Below are 17476 nucleotides of genomic sequence, written 5' to 3' on the forward strand. Positions count from 1 at the left end.
TAATATGTCAGCACAACGGGAACGAAACATACATTATGATGGACGAAAGGGAGTAGTTATTTTGATTCACTATCGACTTGGACAAACTGTTTTAAGTTATCGTAAGAAAAATAATATGACAATTCGTGAATTCGCTGAGTATGCAGGGATTAGTACATCACTAATTAGTCAAATTGAAAGAGGACATGCCAATCCTTCTTTAAGTGTTTTGGAATTAATAGCGAAAGCATTAAATGTACCATTATTTACGCTGTTTATTAACGATATTGATACAGATTCACTCATTTCTAAGAAGAAAGATAGAAAGAAAGTATATCGGGAAAATAGCGATCACATAGTATATGATGTGTTAACACCGGATTTCATGAAAGCACGTATTGAAATGTTAATGATGGATTTAAATAAACAAGCAAATACAACAGAAAGTCACTATTCACATGAAGAGAAGGAAGAAATTGCTGTTGTCATGAAAGGAGAAGTGTTTGTGGAATTAGAAGGAAAAGAGTACTTCTTAGAAGAAGGGGATGTTGTACGTATCCCGCCAAATGTGAAGCATCGCTTTTTGAATAAAAGTGATGAATCAAATCACATTTTATTTGTATTGACACCATCTTTAGGGTGAAAATATAGTGATTTTTATTATGGGAGATAGAAAATGGAAAATAAAAGCATTTTAAAAGGTGGACTTTTCATTTTAAATGAACTATCAAAATTTAATATTATTTATCGAGCGGAATCGCATCATGATTTAATTGGGCATATGCTTACTTATTCTCACGCAATCAATATCATGTATGATTTAGGGCATGTCTTTAAATTTTCATATAGTTATTTTGATTATATAAAGAGGGCCCAGAATATAAAGATATAACATTAGAAAAATTTTGTTATATTATAAATTCTTAATGGTATGTGATAATCGGAAGAAACTTAATTTGAGTCACTTATTTGTTGATAGTATATTATTTAAAAATTTGTAAGATTTTACATGCGTGTTTTACTTTTACTAATTATGTAAGTGGGCTATACTAAAATACATACATTTTTATTATTGGAGAGAAATAAAACAACATGGAAGTATCGAAATTAGAAAAAGTAATTGAGGTTAAAAAAGAAGAGCTTTTATATTTAGTATCGGATTATGGATTTCAACATGAAAAAGTACTGACACTGAGTCAAGAAATAGACAAATTGATTAATTATTTTATGTTTGTAAAATAGAAAGAACTATGACGTGATTTGAAACTGTTATAGTTCTTTTTTATTGAGTAAATATACATTCAGGACAGTTATTAATTAAGAGTATAAAAATAAATATGTTCGTATATATTGTCTAATTTTTTACAGAATGATCAAGCTGCTAGTCGGATATAAGGACTTTTGGGTATAATAATAAAGGAATTATTAATTGTATCGGTTAGGAGCGCAGCACATATGAAAACAGTTGTTGTTATCGGTGGAGGTATAACTGGACTTTCTACTATGTTTTATTTAGAAAAATTAAAAAAGGATTATAATATCGATTTAAATTTAATCCTTGTCGAAAAAGAAGAGTATTTAGGTGGTAAAATCCATAGTGTAGAAGAAAAGGATTTTATTATGGAATCAGGAGCGGATTCTATCGTTGCTCGTAATGAACATGTTATGCCGCTTGTAAAAGATTTAAATTTAGAAGAAGAAATGGTATATAATGAAACGGGTATTTCTTACATATATTCTGATCATACTTTACATCCAATTCCTTCTGACACTATATTTGGGATACCGATGAGCGCCCAGTCGTTGTTTAGCAGTACGCTAGTCTCAACGAAAGGGAAAATTGTTGCTTTAAAAGATTTTATAACGAAAAATAAAGAATTCACAAAAGACACATCACTTGCTGTATTTTTAGAAAGCTTTTTAGGGAAAGAGTTAGTAGAAAGACAAATTGCCCCTGTGCTTTCAGGGGTATATTCCGGTAATTTGAATGAACTTACAATGGCATCTACATTACCGTATTTACTGGATTATAAAAATAAGTATGGAAGTATTATTAAAGGTTTTGAAGAGAATAAAAAACAATTTCAATCAGTAGGAAATAAAAAGTTTGTATCATTTAAAAGTGGCTTATCTACAATTATAAATCGCTTAGAAGAAATGCTGAGTGAGGCTGTCATAAAAAAAGGTGTTGTAACGACAGCTGTAAGTAAAAAAGGTAATCGCTATGAAATTTCCTTTGCAAATCATGAGTCAATCCAAGCTGATTATGTTGTTTTAGCAGCTCCGCATGATATCGCACAAACTTTATTACAGTCTAACGAGTTAAACGAGCAGTTTCATACATTTAAAAACGCATCTCTTATAAGTATTTACTTAGGTTTTGACATACTAGATGAACAACTACCAGCTGATGGTACAGGGTTTATCGTAACGGAAAACAGTGATTTACATTGTGATGCTTGTACATGGACAAGCCGGAAGTGGAAACATACATCGGGTAAACAAAAGCTATTGGTAAGAATGTTTTATAAGAGTACAAACCCAGTATATGAAACGATCAAAAATTATAGTGAAGAAGAATTAGTACGAGTAGCTTTATATGATATTGAAAAAAGCCTTGGAATAAAAGGTGAACCAGAAGTAGTTGAAGTTACGAATTGGAAAGATTTAATGCCGAAATATCATTTAGAACATAATCAAGCGGTTCAAACATTACAAGAAAAAATGACGAATCTTTATCCGAATGTATACTTAGCTGGCGCTTCCTATTACGGTGTTGGAATTGGTGCGTGTATTGGAAATGGAAAGAACACTGCAAATGAAATAATTGCAACATTAAATGAACCGTCAAATTAATAATACATAAATAAATTGATAAAATGTCCCTCCGTTATGCTGGAGGGACATTTTATTTATTTCACTTGAATTGAGACCTTTTTATTAGTTGTATTATTCTCGGTAATTGTTAATGTTATGTTACCGGATTCTTTAAATGAATATGATGAGAATTGATAAAGCTCTTTTATACCATGTTTCTCTTTTAATTTATTGGCAGGAAGTAATGTTATGTTCGGTTTCCATGTTTCCTGTTTACCTGAAGGATACTTTACTATTATTACTGGATTATTTAATTGCATTGGTTCCCAAGAGGCAAAATGTAGTTCAACTTCTCTATCTTTTTTTAGTAACTCATCTGAAAAATATCCAAGCTCTCCAACATTACCGAAAACAGTAAAGTTTTGATTTTGTAATGTAATATCTAAATATTTAGGTTGATATGTTGCTGCATGGTATATTCCATACGAAAGTGAGAGTGTGGCAGCGATTAAAATGCTAATTGAAAACGTCCTAAAGCTATTTCCTTTAAAACTAGTCATCATGAATGAGTTTGGGGCGACCTTTTTTGCAAATAAAAAAATGAGTAATATGAGTAAGAGGGATAAGCCGATGAATATATACATAGGAAATTTACACCTCCGCAATAAAATAATATGCCAACTAAATTTTACCATAAACGTATGGGGTATGGTGTAATTTTAGAAGGAAAAAGTGAGCATGGAATCGAAAGTATAAGATATATTATACGGGCGGAGTGATGAAAATGAAAATGAAAATAATACAATTAATTTTAAAAAATGAAGGTAAGAACAGGATAATAGGAGTGAATGTGATTGTTACGTACTGTTGAAGCAACGCAAAAATTATTTGACGAATGGGCAAAAACTTACGATGAAAATTTACAGGAAGCAACAGGTCCGTTATATGGATATAACAATAGTTTGATTGAAGCGAAAGAAATGATCCGACTATATAAGAGAGAAAAAATTATTGATATTGGAATTGGAACGGGTGCATTTGCTTCATTAGTGAGTGAAAATAATGAGAGTGTAGTAGGGGTGGATGTATCAGAAAAGATGTTAGAAACATGTAAAGAAAAACATCCAACGTATCATTTAGAGGTAGGATCATTTACAAATACAAATCAAGAGGATGAAGCTTTTGATATAGTTATTTCTAGTTTTTGTTTTCATGAGGTGTTACCTTCAGAGAGGAAGAAAGCCTGTGAAGAGGTTTATAGAATAGTAAGGAAAGAAGGGAGATTTCTTCTCTTAGATATTATGTTCGTATCTGATTTTGCATTAAATGAAGCGCGAGAACGAATCGGGAGAAAGTGGGATAGTACAGAAGTATATCCGTTTGTTAATGAGTTAGATACACTACTTAGAGAAACTGGTTTTTCAAGTGTAAATTGGAGACAAACAGCTCCATGTCATTGGGCATTAGTTGCACATAAATAGGGAATAAAGAGATGATCATAGTATTTTGATCATCTCTTTATTTTTTCTAATCATGCAAGAGCAAGAAGGGTTACTCGTAGTTCGTATTGAATTAAGAGGATAAGCTTCTCTTGAAATATTTGATTAATGGAACATTGAGGACTTTCCTAATTCTAAATATGTTTTCTGCTATAATAAATGAGTAGAGAGAAAGGAGTGAGCCTATGGCATTTCCTATATTAGAAACAGAACGCTTGCGTTTAGTAGAAATAGAACAATCTTATTGTCAAAAAATATATGAAATTTTTTCACTGGATGAGGTAACATGTTATTACGGTATGAATTCTTTTACGGAGTTTGGACAAGCTTCACGTATGATTGAATCTTTTTCAAAAAATTACTTCGAGAAAAAGGCAATACGATGGGGGATTGTATTAAAAGAAACAAATACTTTACTAGGTACAATTGGATTAAATAATTTACAACTATGGAGTAAACGATCCGAGATCGGCTATGACTTGCATCCCAAATATTGGGGAAATGGTTATGCATCAGAAGCAGCCAGGGAAATCATCAATTATGGATTTCAAGATTTAGGCTTATTTAGAATTGGAGCTATTACATACCCTGAAAATATTACATCTTGTAAAATGTTATCTAAAATAGGCTTTCATAAGGAAGGATTATTACGTGGATATATTCATCAAGGAAATAAGCAACATGATGCATTACTGTATTCTATAGTTCGAACGGATGTAGAGCATGTAAATTTATAATAAAAACCCCTCTTATTAAAAGAGGGGTTAAGTAAAATTAACCTAACTTAGGTAATAAACGTTCTCCGCTTTTCATGCTACTTTTACATAAAGGGCATTTAGGCTCTTCTTCAAATGAAAAGTTCTTTCTCATCCATCCTAAACAATCCTCTGATTCACATTCCCAAACAGGGGTTTGTTCTGGTGGTACTTCTGCTACATCGTTCTTTCGATTGCGATACATGTAACCACTCCTTTTATGTAAAAATTTTAGTTATATATTAAAAAGGTTGTTAACCGAGCTGGTAACAACCTTTTTATTGTTTGAATTATAGCTTTACAACGTTTTTAGCTTGAGGTCCACGGTTACCGTCTTCAACTTCGAAGCTAACTTCTTGACCTTCGTCAAGAGACTTGAAGCCGTCGCCAGTGATAGCTGAGAAGTGAACGAATACGTCGTTACCGTCTGCAACTTCGATGAAACCGAAACCTTTTTCGCTGTTAAACCATTTTACTTTACCTGTTAATGTCATGGTAATGCCTCCTAAAATTTAAAAAGATTACAATATGATCGGCCTTATTTGAATGAAAAATAAAAGTTCACATATTATCAAAAACCCATAAGGAGTACGAAATGGTCCTGATTGATACTTGATAATATGCAAAGAAAATATAGTGTTAAATTGACCTTAATTACTATCTTACAACAAATGGTGTGAAATAGCAAGTGCTGGTAATATCAGTAAGGAATAGGATGGGAAAAGGCACAAAGGCATCTCTTTTATTTATATATTATTCCTAATTTTGGTTTATGCTAAACTAAGAACATTTTTATTGAAAATTTTTATAAGGGAAACGATATATATTTAAGAATAGTGGTGATGTATTTGTTAAGGAGGAGAGAATATTGCAACCTACTCAATTTAAAATAATTGAAGCAGCAAAAAAAGGAAGAAGAAAAGTTCATCCTGTATTTGCTGTTATACTTGCGATTGTATTTTTAACGTTAGGTGAATTGTTTATGTTATTGATGTTGTTTTTACCGAAAGCAGAAACAACCTTTATAAAGGCGATTTATAGCAATATTGAGATGATATTAACGTTTGGCGGTGCTATATTTTTTGTTTTTTTATGGGTTAGATTTGTAGAGAAAAGATCATTTTCATCAATTGGTTTTTGGAAAGATCAATGGATAAGAAAATATGTGAGAGGTGCATGTATAGGGTTTATTTTCATTTCAATACCAGTAATGATACTTGTATTAACAGGAATTGTACAACTACAAATGCAACAAATTACACCTACCACTATACTTGGAATTGCGGGATCTTTAGTTGCTTTTTTAATACAAGGTGCGACAGAAGAGATTGTTGTTCGAGGTTGGTTATTTCCGATTCTTTCTGTTAGAAGTCGTATATGGGTTGGGATTGTTGTGACGTCTTTTTTATTTGGGTTTCTTCATTTACTTAATCCAGGTATTACAATTCTTTCAATATCGAATATAATATTAGTTGGTATATTTGCGGCTTTTTACGTATTAAAGGACAGTAGTCTTTGGGGGATATGCGCATGGCATTCCATTTGGAATTGGGCGCAATATAATGTTTACGGCTTTGCAGTTAGTGGCATGACGATATATTCAACGTCATTATTTAAACCTGTAACAAATGGAGCAGAAATCTTTCATGGAGGTTCATTCGGAATTGAAGGGAGTATCATTACAACAATATTGCTTTCTATCGCTTCAATTGTTTTATGGAAACAGTTATGGGGGAGAAAAGCGAAACAACGAGATTTTATTTAATGAAAGTGGGAGAAACTATGGGGATTATAGCGTTTGAGGGAGCAAGCGCTGTTGGTAAAAGTACAACATGTCGTGAACTAGAAAAAAATTATGGTGCTTATATTATACCTGAAGTAAACTTATTATTTGAAAGACCTAAAAATGAACATAGAACATGGTATTTTGAAAAGCAAGTAGAGCGTTGGAATATAGCAGTGCAGAAATCGGAGCAATATGAATTAGTAATACTTGATGGGGACATATATCAGCCACTTAGTTATAATTGGTGTTTCCATTTTGATATATTTAATCAACCGTTATCTTTAATAGAAAGCTTTTATAAAGAAAAGATGATAAATAGGGAAATTGGTTTTCCAGATCAATATTTTTATTTATACACGAATGATGAAGAACTGAGAAAACGGAAAGAATCTGATGAGACGAAAAGAAGAAGAAACTTTGAAAAGCATTTACATATAGCTAAAATGTTTCAGCGTTATTATGAAAATTTAAATAACATAACAGGCGGGTACTGTAAATTGATTGAGGCGAAAAGTGTAAAATCGAATGAATTAGAAATTGTAAAAAGTTTAAAAAGCTTGAACGTGTGTGAAGAAAGACGTTTTGATGTTTCGAGGTTCGATGTTATTACGAAGTGGTTAAAAGAAAATCGTGCATAAATAAACAACGAGTGCCTTATAAGGTGCTCGTTGTTTTTATGTATATTGAATAGTGCTTGAAAAAAGATTTTTTTAACAGAATAATCTTTTAATTTACAATGAAAAGAAATACAATATAAGGAAATGCGTATGTGGTTTAAGCAGTTAAAAATATGTAAGAGGGAAAATCGGGCTGGAGGAAATCTAATGTCATTAAAAGAATGATTAGTCCAAATGATAATCAATGTTTCGATTTATATAGAAAGGAGGATTTATGTGAATATAAAAAAATGAATAGCGGTAAGATGTAAAATAAAGAAATGCTACACCGATGTTTAATAGAGGAAAATTATGGACAGGGATATTGGGGAGGAAACAAGCGAGATGAAAACATTTTTAAAAATAATAGGTATTATAGCTGGTATGGCGGTAATCGGAGTAGGTTTAACATATGGTATGCTATATTATTTGAATAATAGTAAACCGGCTGCGAAAAAGACAACACCAGCAGCTCCAGCAGTAGAAGTACTAGCCGATAGTAATGTGAAAGCGGAAGATGCAAAGCTTTTAGAAAATGGCAACTATTCATTACCAAATAGTGGTTTTAATAAAAATTTTAAATGGACAGATGAGAACATACAAACAGCATTACATGAAATGGCACATCAAAAAACGAAAGCAGATCAAAAATGGGGCTATATTTTTATAACACAAGAACGTATTGAAAGTTTACTTGAAATAATAAATAGTAATGATGTTGCACAAAAAAGTACATATGTAGATATTTTAGAACGATGGAAACTAGGAAAATATGAAAAGGTTGATGCGGATCACAATAAGATTTGGAAATTACAAAGCGGGAATTTAGGAGAAGGGAAAGGAGTAATGTCAGAAAAGGAGCAAAAAGAATTAATTAATCAAGTGTTTATGCAAAAAGGTACATATTCAGGTAGTAAATTAATTGCAGGTGGGGGACAGCCTAATAAATAAAGTGAAGGCTTTTACGGGTAGTTGATCTCCCACCTAACTTCCTCGCATTCGCCAAATTTTGAGGTGAGAGTCTTACTGCCCGTTAATGCGGGATAAAATATGTATCAATGAAAGAGAGTAAGTGCTTTTTGGCAGTTACTCTTTTTTGTGCAATTTTTTAATAGTGTAGTCGCACCCTAGTAAGGTAAGAAATGACTGAAGTACTGGGGATACCCATCTAGATTTATATGAGTTTCTTAATTTCAAGAATAAGATGATTGCTTATAAGTGGGTTCAATAAAGGTATTACAGTAATATTAGCAAAGCTCTAATTATCTAGTAAATAATTATTAGTTTGAGATTTTAAAACGAGATGCATGAAGGGAAGAGAGTAAAAAACATCAAGAATGAATAAAATTCATTTGGTATGATATGGATATATACAATGTGAGGAGGGAATTAGATGTATCAAGTAAAAGGGTATTTTTCATTATTAAAAGGAAACCATTATCAAATTGGAAAAAAGCAAGGGGAATTTGTGAAACAACATCCGTATCTCATTCCACAATTTATACAACAAGAACATTCAGTATCGGATAATTATTGGAAAGAATCTAGGAATATATTGGGGCAATATTGTCCAGGGATTAATGAAGAAATTGAAGGATTTTGCGAAGTATTGAAAATACCTTCTAAAAATATGATGTATTATTATCAAACATTATTAAAAGCAGGTTGTAGTCATTGTGCAGTATTACCTAAAAAGACAGATTCAGAGCACACATATGTATTAAGAAATTATGATTTATCACCAAAAATAGATGATATGCGTTTTTGCTCGACGCATGTTGAAGGGGCATATGCATATAGTGGTTTTTCTTCTCAATATTTTGGCCGAACAGAAGGGGTTAACGAACATGGGTTATCTGCTACATTTTCCGCATGTGGTCAACCAGTTGGGAATATTGAAGGTTTAAGAAAACCAAAGGTAAATGGATTACAATGCTTTGCGGTAATCCGGGTATTATTGGAGAAATGTAAAAATGTTCAGGAAGCTATATCATTAATAAAAGAACTGCCTATTGCAAGTAATATTAATATAATTGTAGCAGATCCTATAAATGCAGCACATATTGAAATATTTGACGGGCATAAATCCATAACAACAAATGAAGATGACAATCAAGCTTTCATCGTATCAACGAATCATGCAGTTAGTTCATCTATTCAGAAATTAAATAATAGGAAATTAGAACAATCTACAAAGAGATATCACATTTTACATGAACATATAAATCGAGATGAAAAGTTGAGCATGGAGTCTTTAAAAGGATTAGTAGAAGAAGAATATCCTGTAGGGCTGACAGTACATAATTATGAAGAATGGTTTGGGACTTTGCATTCTGTATTATTTGATTTACATGATTGTACAATGAATATCTGTTTTGGATCGCCACTTTTCAATGATTGGTATTCATTGAAAGTAGGAGGAAGTCTTCCATTTTCTGAGGTGAATGTGAACTTTAAAAATAAAACGTATACTGACTTTTGGAGAGAAGAGAGAAATGATTTGATACCTAAAAGATAAAAAGGTACATTGAAATTCATACGAAATTTTGTATTTCACTATGAAAGGAGAGTAGTCTACTAGTTGGCGAAAAACACTTGAAAAACGAATGCGGGGAGAAGAAATTAGTACGAAAGAGAGAATTGAAGGGGAAAAAGAATAAATAAATTTTATTATAAGTAGTGCATTTCTATTAGTGAAAGCTAAGTAGAAATGCACTGTTTTTATGTAATTAACTTATTAATATTCAAAAATATTAATATTGTTTTATTCAACTTATTTTTGAATGGTTGAAACATAAAATTTATTAGACTATTTTTTTATATTTTATGATACTATATTGATTTGTAAGACCTATTGTTTTATGAGTAGGTCATACAAGTATATCTAATTTAATGGAATTGACGTATGGAGGTACAACATGGGTAATGTTGAAAAATTTGCAAATCTTCTAATAGAAGAACCAGAAAGAGAGCAGTTATTTCCTTTATTTGAAGAAGTGTTTGGTATTACAAGTCAAACATTGAATGATTTTTCGAAGAAAGGATATTGGGATGATACATATAAAGCTTTATCATGTTTACACGAAGATAAAGTGATTGCAAATGTTGCAGCATTTTCACTACCATTGCTACTAGATGGTGAAAGAATACATGCAGCAGCCATCCAATCAGTAATGACGCACCCTAGTTTTCGTAGACAAGGACTAATGACGCAATTAATGCGTAAGATGATAGAAGAAATTGATAAGCAATGTGAGTGTGCGTTATTGTTTACTGAAACCCCTGAATTATATACATCATTTGGGTTTAAAGTTGTGCAAGAACATCTGATGACTATACCATACGATAAAAATAATAATAAGGATTCTTTACTTAGAAAGGTAGACTATTATACTGAAGAGGATAGACAGTTAATACATGAGGCTGTTGATAATAGTCAAAGGCTTTCGAACATATTTTCAACATTAAACTTCCAATCTTCACTTTATTTGAATATGTATAACTCAAATTGGAATGAAAAACTGTATTATTCAGAAAAACTAGATGCTTTAATTGTATATGAAGTAAAAGATCAAAAGTTGAAGTTATTTGGAGTGTTCGCACCGGTACTTCCAGTTTTAGATGAATTATGTGAGGAAATTAATGAGGAATTTACAGAAATCGAATTTTATTTTTCTCCAGATCAATTAGGAATTGAGGATGTACAATTTACAGAATTACAGTCTAGTAAGTATTTGATGGTTCGAAGTAGTAAAGCGTTAGATTTTAAAGGGTATAAATTCCCAGTATTAACGGAGTTTTAAAAAGTATTTTGCTGGAGGATATAGATGACAAGCCTGTTAAAATAGATTTTTACACATGTAGTTCATCTAATAATAATGAATTCGAGACTGAATTTTAAAATTTTACAATTGAACAAATATAGATGGAAAACCGCATTCTTATAATGAAGAATGCGGTTTTTGTATTTCCATGATAAAAAGCAAATTTATTGACCAGATAGGAATTAATACTTATCATTTAATAATGTTAAATATTAATTTACATAATATAATAGAAGTAATGAAGAAATTACAAAATATATCGCTTAAATAAGGAGGGATCTGAATTATTCACTGGTAATTTCATGGGAAAAGGAGATTATGTATGAAATCATTTCGTAAGTTATTACAATATTTAAAACCATACATGTTCTTCGCTATTATTGGACCGCTATTTATGGTACTTGAGGTTGCGATGGACTTAATTCAACCGACTATTATGCAACATATTATTGATGTTGGGATTGCAAATCGGGATTTAAATTATGTAATAAAAATGGGGCTTCTTATGATAGGAGCAGCGGCGCTCGGTTTAGTTGGAGGACTTGGGTGTATGATGTATTCTACAAAAGCAGCTGTTAATTTCGCAACAGACATAAGAAAAGATGTTTTTGCAAAAATAGAAACTTTTTCTAGCAATAATCGTGATTCATTTGGAACAGGAAAATTACTAACGATCGTGACAAATGATGTTACTTCAATTCAATCGGCGATGACGATGACATTGCGTGTTCTTGTTCGTGGCCCGTTGTTATTTATAGGAAGTATAATTATCGTTTTTGTAACAGCTCGAGAATTATTTCCTATATTACTTGTAGTCGTTCCGATTTTATTACTAGCGATTATATTAATTGCAAGTAAAGCGAGCGGAACGTTTAAAAAAGTACAAGAGGCACTAGATAAAGTGAATACAAAGTTACAAGAAAACTTATCTGGTGTACGTGTTATAAAAGCGTATGTAAGACAAAAATATGAAATTGGTCAGTTTGGAAATGTTAATACAAATTTAACGAAGATAAATATTCGAGCTGTGCAGCTTATTTCATTAATGATGCCAATCATTATGCTAGTTGTAAGTGGCGGGATTGTCGCCACATTATGGCTTGGTGGAGAAAAAGTATTTAATGGAACTCTTCAAGTGGGAGCGATTTTAGCATTTATTAACTATTTGAATATTATTTTAATGTCACTTATGTCTATTAGTATGGTATTTATTCAAATTGCTCGAGCTTTTCCATCCGCAGATCGTGTACAGCAAGTTTTAAATACTGAAGTTGATATTATGAGCGAAGCAAACGCGTTTGTACCTGAGGAGGTCGAAGGAAATATTGACTTTAAAAATGTAAGTTATAGTTACGCGAAAAATAATGAATATGTTTTAAAAGATATTTCATTTAGTATACGAAAAGGGGAAAAAGTAGGGATTATTGGATCAACAGGTAGTGGGAAATCTACTTTAGCTAAACTATTACCACGTCTTTATGATGTTGATCATGGTGAAATATGTATAGATGGAATAAATATTAAATCCTACGATTTACAAAAATTGCGTGCTTCAATAGGTTTTGTACCCCAAAAGGCATTGTTATTTTCAGGAAGTATTGAAGGGAATTTACGTTATGGTAAAGAAGATGCCGCGCGCGATGAACTGGAAACAGCAGCTTCATCAGCTTGTGCGACGGAGTTTATCAACAAACTGGAAGAATCTTATCAATATAATTTAACACAAGGTGCGACAAATTTATCAGGTGGACAAAAACAACGCGTATCTATTGCAAGAGCGCTTGTAAGAAAACCATCCATTCTTATCTTAGATGATTCTACATCAGCAGTTGATGCTAAATCAGAATCCAATATTCAATCAGCATTAAGAACAGAATATAAAGGAACTACGACATTATTAATTGCCTCTAAAATCTCATCTATAATAGATGCTGATAAAATTCTCGTACTAGATAATGGTGAATTAGTTGGTGATGGTACTCATGAACAACTGTTAGAACAATGTGATGTATATCAGGAAATCTATCTTTCCCAAGGTGGCAATTTACATAAAGAAGGTGGGAAAGAACATGCGTAATTTTCAAGGACAATTTGCAAATAAAGGTGGACGTAACGCACCGAAGATGGGAAAAGCGAAAAATACTAAAGGAACTGTAGTGTGTGTATGGAACTATATGGGGTATCAAAAGGCTGCGCTTATGTTCGTTATATTTCTAGTATTTGTTACGACGTTACTTGGGTTATTAGGTCCGTATTTTATGGGTGTAATTATAGATCAATATATTGTACCGAAAGATTTAAGCGGTACGGCAAGAATGTGTATGCTACTTATAGCGATTTACGGTGTAACGGTGCTTTTAACATGGCTACAAACGTACGTCATGATTAACGTTGCATTAAAAACAATTCAAAAAATACGTCAAGATATTTTTGAGAAAATCCAAACACTTTCTTTACGGTTCTTTGATGTACGTTCTCAAGGCGATTTAATGAGTCGTGTGACAAATGATATAGATAATTTGAATCAAGCGTTGACACAAAGTGTGGTGCAAATTATTTCATCAGCGTTAACTTTTATAGGTGTGACGATTGCGATGTTCGCATTAGATTGGATTTTAGCAGTTGTAACTTTAATTACAGTACCTATTATGTTTATTGTTACAAAAAAACTAGTTGCATATAGTGGTAAAAACTTTGCGAAGCGTCAAAAAGATTTAGGAGAATTAAACGGATTTATTGAAGAAGCTATAACAGGGGCGGATGTTACAACGTTATATGGGAAAGAAAAAGAAACTGTACAAAATTTCAACAAAATTAATGAACAACTAAGAATTTCAGCTACGAAGGCGGATACATTTTCAGCCTTTATTTTTCCGAGTATGAACTTTATTAATAACTTGGGAATGGGGCTTGTAATCGGAACTGGATCAGTTATGGTTTTAAATGGAATGACTACAGTAGGTGTCATTGCAGCTTTTATTAATTATTCGCGTCAATTCTCAAGACCATTAAGTCAATTTGCAACTTTAATGAATACAATTCAAGCGGCAGTTGCTGGCGGGGAACGTGTTTTTGAAATTATGGATGAAGTTCCAGAAATTCAAAATAAAAAAGATGCATTTGTTGTAGAAAATCTGCAGGGGCATGTCGCACTTGAGAATGTTTCATTTGGCTACGCGGAAAATAAAATGATTTTAAAAGAAGTGAGTCTTAAGGCGAATCCTGGAGAGACAATTGCTTTAGTTGGTCCGACTGGATCGGGAAAAACAACAATCATTAATTTATTAACTCGTTTTTATGATATACAGCAAGGCCAAATTCAAATTGATGGAAAAGATATAAAGGATTATGATATTAATTCTTTACGAAGTAAAATAGGAGTAGTGTTACAGGATACGTATTTATTTGCTGGATCGATTATGGATAATATCCGTTATGGCCGATTAAATGCTAGTGATGAAGAAGTAATCAATGCAGCTAAAGCAGCATCAGCACATTCTTTTATTAAGCATTTACCGAATCAATATGAAACAGAAATAGCTTCAGAAGGATCGAATTTAAGTCAAGGGCAAAAACAACTTCTTGCGATTGCACGTGCAATTTTAGCGGATGCAGATATTTTAATTCTTGATGAAGCGACATCGAATATTGATACGAGAACAGAATTACAAATTCAAACAGGGCTAAACAATTTAATGAGTGGTCGAACAAGTTTTGTAATCGCTCATCGACTCAAAACAATTGAAAAGGCAGATCAAATTCTCGTAATAAAAGATGGTAGTATTTTAGAGCGAGGAGATCACGAATCTCTTATGGAGGATCGAGGGTTTTATTTCGATTTATATACAAGTCAGTTTAAAATTTAATAAGAAAATTCATGTGGTGCGGTTTCTCTAGAAAGGAGAAATCGCATTTTTAATATTTTTGCACATTCATTATACGTAACGTACTTCAGTCCAAATAATTGAATTTCGTATGAAAACAGAACTATAACAAAATGGAAGTGTCTAAATTCCGAAGAGAAATTAACAACGAAAGAATTGGATGTATATAACAAGTCAGATTTAAGGAATTAGTATTTTGTTTGTGTTATCAAATCTGTATTTGACAGGGTATATAGACAAAGAAGAGCCTGATATGGCTCTCAGGCTCTTCCCTCAATAGCAAAGAGTAAGTCTTTTAATTACTCTTCTGTTACATAATACACAAAATATATATAGATGTATAGAACAGGAAATTCCAATATAATTATTCGAATATAGTGTTTAAAAATAAAATCATAAAAGTTAAATAAGGAATTAAATTGTAAATGTTGATTTATAGCGTGTTATGAGCGGACTTCTATTGATTGAAAGTTAATAAAGTAATATTGAGATAATAAAATATGAAATATTGCATATTTTATCCTACTGTTTGCGGGCAGTAAGATCCCCTATCTCAAAATTCAGCAAAGAGGTTAGGTGTGGGGATTGGGCTGTCCGTAAAAGTCAGATTGGTGAAGGCTAATAATCAGTGGGGATGAAGGAAATCCCCACTGATCAAAATTTTATTTTAAAATTGCAACGATAATTAGAAAACAGATATCCTTATATATATTACGTAACAATATGTAAAGTGTTTTTTTAGCAAAAACTAGCAGCCTCAGTGACAGATGGAAGAAATAATTTACGTGGTATCGTAACAATCTCAAGAGCAATTTTGGTTGAATAAAGAAGAATATGCGTTAAATCTAAAGCGTGTGTTAATAGTAATATGAAGCTGGTCAGAATTACAAAACTTCCCCAAAAGAAACTTTTTGAAGTGTCGCGGAAATCTTTTATTAAGGAAAAGAAAGAAAAAATGTTATAACAATGAAAATGAAAAATTTATAATTATCAGCCATTATAATCCTCCTAAAGAACAGTATCTTATACTATATATTATTTTTATGTATTATAATAAAGGGATTTAAAAATAAGTATTGTGGAAAGGTGATAAGTGGCAGGATAAATCGACAAATAAGTACAAGAGGGGGTTAGTAAGCTATGGCCTTTTTCAAAATAAAAACCACAACTTAAAATGGCAGTTGTGGTTTTTATTTTGGAGATTCTTTGTTTGAGAGGATAGATAATTTAGAATTGAAAAGTTATCAAATAGATTAGCGCCCTATTTATTGTTAGTTGTAACTATATTGGATATTTGGTCGGACAATAAGACGAGCTTTGAATATATTAATAAAAAAGGAGATGTAGAAAAATGGCTAGATATAGTTTACATGGAGGCCACAATAGTATAGTACAGGGTGCAAATTATGGGAATCGGAAAGAGCACATTATGGATCGACAAATTAAGGATGCAGTTGTAAATAAATTAAGAGCATTGGGACATACAGTTTATGATGATACTGATGAGGTAGGAACAACACAAGCACAAAATTTAAGCAACATTGTAGCAAAAACGAATTCGCACGATGTAGACTTAGTCATTTCATTTCACTTAAACTCGTACGATACGAATGCTAATGGTGTTGAAGTGCTTTACTATGACCAGCAGGCGTTAGCAGCAAAAGTAGCAGCGCAACTTTCAAAAGATATTGGTTGGTCAAATCGTGGTGCGAAGGAACGAAAAGATCTTTACGTGTTAGCGAATACAAAGGCACCGGCAATTTTAATTGAACTTGGATTTATAGATAATGAAGCAGATATGGCAAAATGGAATCCAGATAAGATTGCAAATTCAATTGTATACGCATTAACTGGACAATCAGGTGGGGCAACTCCGCCTCCACCATCAAAAAAAAATATCATCCAATCAGGAGCTTTTTCACCATATGAAACGCCTGATGTTATGGGGGCATTAACGTCCTTAAAAATGACAGCTAATTTCATCTTACAATCTGATGGTTTAACGTATTTTATTTCTGAACCAACTTCAGATGCACAACTTAATGGAATGACGGACTACCTAGATCGTAAAGGTTGGTGGTATGAAGTTAAATAAAAATATTTTGGTTTAGTGGCAGAGTTAAATAGCGATAGATCGAAAAAGAGGACTACTTGTTTTTAGTAATCCTCTTTTTCTAATTTTATCCCGCTATTTGCTGGGCAGTAAGATGCCTATCTCAAAATTAGGCGAATGCAAAGGAATTAGGTTAGGTAGTGGACTGCCCGTAAGTGGAAAA

Annotated in this window: 16 protein-coding genes and 4 pseudogenes; 16 read left to right on the forward strand and 4 right to left on the reverse strand. The window is 32.2% G+C overall.

Annotation, left to right across the window (positions count from 1 at the left end; genetic code table 11):
* Positions 1-61: 61 nt before the first annotated feature.
* The 4 genes and pseudogenes from ACQKNI_RS23675 to ACQKNI_RS23690 all read left to right on the forward strand — a co-directional run bounded on the left by ACQKNI_RS23675 (position 62) and on the right by ACQKNI_RS23690 (position 2835).
* Positions 62-622: a helix-turn-helix domain-containing protein gene (locus ACQKNI_RS23675; RefSeq protein ID WP_088233152.1), complete on the forward strand. Its 561-nt coding sequence runs from the start codon at positions 62-64 to the stop codon at positions 620-622.
* Between the two features lie 66 nt (positions 623-688).
* Positions 689-906, forward strand: a pseudogene (locus ACQKNI_RS23680) (hypothetical protein); the annotation flags it as partial.
* A 165-nt stretch (positions 907-1071) separates the two neighbouring features.
* Entirely contained in the window at positions 1072-1221 is a 150-nt protein-coding gene (locus ACQKNI_RS23685) for an aspartyl-phosphate phosphatase Spo0E family protein (protein ID WP_088233153.1), read from the forward strand.
* A 213-nt stretch (positions 1222-1434) separates the two neighbouring features.
* Entirely contained in the window at positions 1435-2835 is a 1401-nt protein-coding gene (locus tag ACQKNI_RS23690; RefSeq protein WP_088233154.1) for a protoporphyrinogen oxidase, read from the forward strand.
* 56 nt (positions 2836-2891) lie between these two features.
* Here ACQKNI_RS23690 and ACQKNI_RS23695 read toward each other — a convergent pair whose 3' ends face one another.
* Complete coding sequence (locus ACQKNI_RS23695) at positions 2892-3440, reverse strand: hypothetical protein (RefSeq protein WP_088233155.1); 549 nt, start codon at positions 3438-3440, stop codon at positions 2892-2894.
* A gap of 210 nt (positions 3441-3650) precedes the next feature.
* On the opposite strand from ACQKNI_RS23695, the gene ACQKNI_RS23700 reads away from it, so the two are divergent.
* Together ACQKNI_RS23700 and ACQKNI_RS23705 are read left to right on the forward strand one after the other, a co-directional pair.
* Positions 3651-4277, forward strand: coding sequence for a class I SAM-dependent methyltransferase (locus ACQKNI_RS23700; RefSeq protein ID WP_088233156.1), 627 nt, complete (start codon positions 3651-3653; stop codon positions 4275-4277).
* A 203-nt stretch (positions 4278-4480) separates the two neighbouring features.
* The gene (locus tag ACQKNI_RS23705; RefSeq protein WP_088233157.1) at positions 4481-5032 is read left to right on the forward strand and encodes a GNAT family N-acetyltransferase; all 552 of its coding nucleotides are present in this window, start codon (positions 4481-4483) and stop codon (positions 5030-5032) included.
* 37 nt (positions 5033-5069) lie between these two features.
* Here the strand turns inward: ACQKNI_RS23705 and ACQKNI_RS23710 are convergent, their stop codons facing one another.
* Positions 5070-5255 carry a cold-shock protein gene (locus tag ACQKNI_RS23710; RefSeq protein WP_000286203.1) on the reverse strand — a complete coding sequence of 62 codons (186 nt, stop codon included), beginning with the start codon at positions 5253-5255 and terminating at the stop codon, positions 5070-5072.
* 85 nt (positions 5256-5340) lie between these two features.
* Entirely contained in the window at positions 5341-5544 is a 204-nt protein-coding gene (cspD, locus tag ACQKNI_RS23715) for a cold-shock protein CspD (protein WP_000176365.1), read from the reverse strand.
* A 374-nt stretch (positions 5545-5918) separates the two neighbouring features.
* Here cspD and ACQKNI_RS23720 point away from each other — a divergent pair, with 374 nt between their 5' ends.
* The 9 genes and pseudogenes from ACQKNI_RS23720 to ACQKNI_RS23760 all read left to right on the forward strand — a co-directional run bounded on the left by ACQKNI_RS23720 (position 5919) and on the right by ACQKNI_RS23760 (position 15182).
* Positions 5919-6815, forward strand: a complete 897-nt coding sequence (locus ACQKNI_RS23720; protein WP_088233158.1) for a CPBP family intramembrane glutamic endopeptidase — start codon at positions 5919-5921, stop codon at positions 6813-6815.
* Positions 6815-7474 carry an AAA family ATPase gene (locus ACQKNI_RS23725; RefSeq protein WP_140417531.1) on the forward strand — a complete coding sequence of 220 codons (660 nt, stop codon included), beginning with the start codon at positions 6815-6817 and terminating at the stop codon, positions 7472-7474. The genes ACQKNI_RS23720 and ACQKNI_RS23725 overlap by 1 nt, the downstream gene beginning before the upstream one ends.
* Before the next feature lie 363 nt (positions 7475-7837).
* Positions 7838-8443, forward strand: a complete 606-nt coding sequence (locus tag ACQKNI_RS23730; RefSeq protein ID WP_088233168.1) for a PRK06770 family protein — start codon at positions 7838-7840, stop codon at positions 8441-8443.
* A gap of 442 nt (positions 8444-8885) precedes the next feature.
* Positions 8886-10010 carry a C45 family autoproteolytic acyltransferase/hydolase gene (locus ACQKNI_RS23735; RefSeq protein ID WP_098882955.1) on the forward strand — a complete coding sequence of 375 codons (1125 nt, stop codon included), beginning with the start codon at positions 8886-8888 and terminating at the stop codon, positions 10008-10010.
* Positions 10011-10065: 55 nt separating this feature from the next.
* Positions 10066-10152, forward strand: a pseudogene (locus ACQKNI_RS23740) (MOSC domain-containing protein); the annotation flags it as partial.
* A 258-nt stretch (positions 10153-10410) separates the two neighbouring features.
* Positions 10411-11295, forward strand: coding sequence for a GNAT family N-acetyltransferase (locus tag ACQKNI_RS23745; RefSeq protein WP_088233160.1), 885 nt, complete (start codon positions 10411-10413; stop codon positions 11293-11295).
* A gap of 8 nt (positions 11296-11303) precedes the next feature.
* Positions 11304-11393 (forward strand): annotated as a pseudogene (locus ACQKNI_RS23750) (DUF1349 domain-containing protein); the annotation flags it as partial.
* A 245-nt stretch (positions 11394-11638) separates the two neighbouring features.
* On the forward strand, positions 11639-13393 hold the full coding sequence (locus ACQKNI_RS23755) for an ABC transporter ATP-binding protein (protein ID WP_088233161.1): 1755 nt from the start codon (positions 11639-11641) through the stop codon (positions 13391-13393).
* Positions 13386-15182: an ABC transporter ATP-binding protein gene (locus ACQKNI_RS23760; protein WP_098882956.1), complete on the forward strand. Its 1797-nt coding sequence runs from the start codon at positions 13386-13388 to the stop codon at positions 15180-15182. The genes ACQKNI_RS23755 and ACQKNI_RS23760 overlap by 8 nt, the downstream gene beginning before the upstream one ends.
* 756 nt (positions 15183-15938) lie before the next feature.
* On the opposite strand, the pseudogene ACQKNI_RS23765 reads toward ACQKNI_RS23760, so the two are convergent.
* Positions 15939-16198 (reverse strand): annotated as a pseudogene (locus ACQKNI_RS23765) (hypothetical protein).
* A gap of 353 nt (positions 16199-16551) precedes the next feature.
* Here ACQKNI_RS23765 and ACQKNI_RS23770 point away from each other — a divergent pair.
* The gene (locus tag ACQKNI_RS23770) at positions 16552-17295 is read left to right on the forward strand and encodes an N-acetylmuramoyl-L-alanine amidase (RefSeq protein WP_088233163.1); all 744 of its coding nucleotides are present in this window, start codon (positions 16552-16554) and stop codon (positions 17293-17295) included.
* The last annotated feature ends 181 nt before the right edge of the window (positions 17296-17476 follow it).

This window comes from Bacillus sp. NPDC094064, assembly GCF_050279585.1.
Taxonomy (GTDB): Bacteria; Bacillota; Bacilli; order Bacillales; family Bacillaceae_G; genus Bacillus_A.

Excerpts from the sequence above, each read along its gene's own strand:
- ACQKNI_RS23755 (WP_088233161.1), top strand. The coding sequence starts at position 11,639 with ATGAAATCATTTCGTAAGTTATTACAATATTTAAAACCATACATGTTC.
- ACQKNI_RS23730 (WP_088233168.1), top strand. The coding sequence starts at position 7,838 with ATGAAAACATTTTTAAAAATAATAGGTATTATAGCTGGTATGGCGGTA.
- ACQKNI_RS23685 (WP_088233153.1), top strand. The coding sequence starts at position 1,072 with ATGGAAGTATCGAAATTAGAAAAAGTAATTGAGGTTAAAAAAGAAGAG.
- ACQKNI_RS23735 (WP_098882955.1), top strand. The coding sequence starts at position 8,886 with ATGTATCAAGTAAAAGGGTATTTTTCATTATTAAAAGGAAACCATTAT.
- ACQKNI_RS23705 (WP_088233157.1), top strand. The coding sequence starts at position 4,481 with ATGGCATTTCCTATATTAGAAACAGAACGCTTGCGTTTAGTAGAAATA.
- ACQKNI_RS23770 (WP_088233163.1), top strand. The coding sequence starts at position 16,552 with ATGGCTAGATATAGTTTACATGGAGGCCACAATAGTATAGTACAGGGT.
- cspD (WP_000176365.1), bottom strand. The coding sequence starts at position 5,544 with ATGACATTAACAGGTAAAGTAAAATGGTTTAACAGCGAAAAAGGTTTC.
- ACQKNI_RS23745 (WP_088233160.1), top strand. The coding sequence starts at position 10,411 with ATGGGTAATGTTGAAAAATTTGCAAATCTTCTAATAGAAGAACCAGAA.
- ACQKNI_RS23690 (WP_088233154.1), top strand. The coding sequence starts at position 1,435 with ATGAAAACAGTTGTTGTTATCGGTGGAGGTATAACTGGACTTTCTACT.
- ACQKNI_RS23710 (WP_000286203.1), bottom strand. The coding sequence starts at position 5,255 with ATGTATCGCAATCGAAAGAACGATGTAGCAGAAGTACCACCAGAACAA.
- ACQKNI_RS23760 (WP_098882956.1), top strand. The coding sequence starts at position 13,386 with ATGCGTAATTTTCAAGGACAATTTGCAAATAAAGGTGGACGTAACGCA.
- ACQKNI_RS23725 (WP_140417531.1), top strand. The coding sequence starts at position 6,815 with ATGAAAGTGGGAGAAACTATGGGGATTATAGCGTTTGAGGGAGCAAGC.
- ACQKNI_RS23695 (WP_088233155.1), bottom strand. The coding sequence starts at position 3,440 with ATGTATATATTCATCGGCTTATCCCTCTTACTCATATTACTCATTTTT.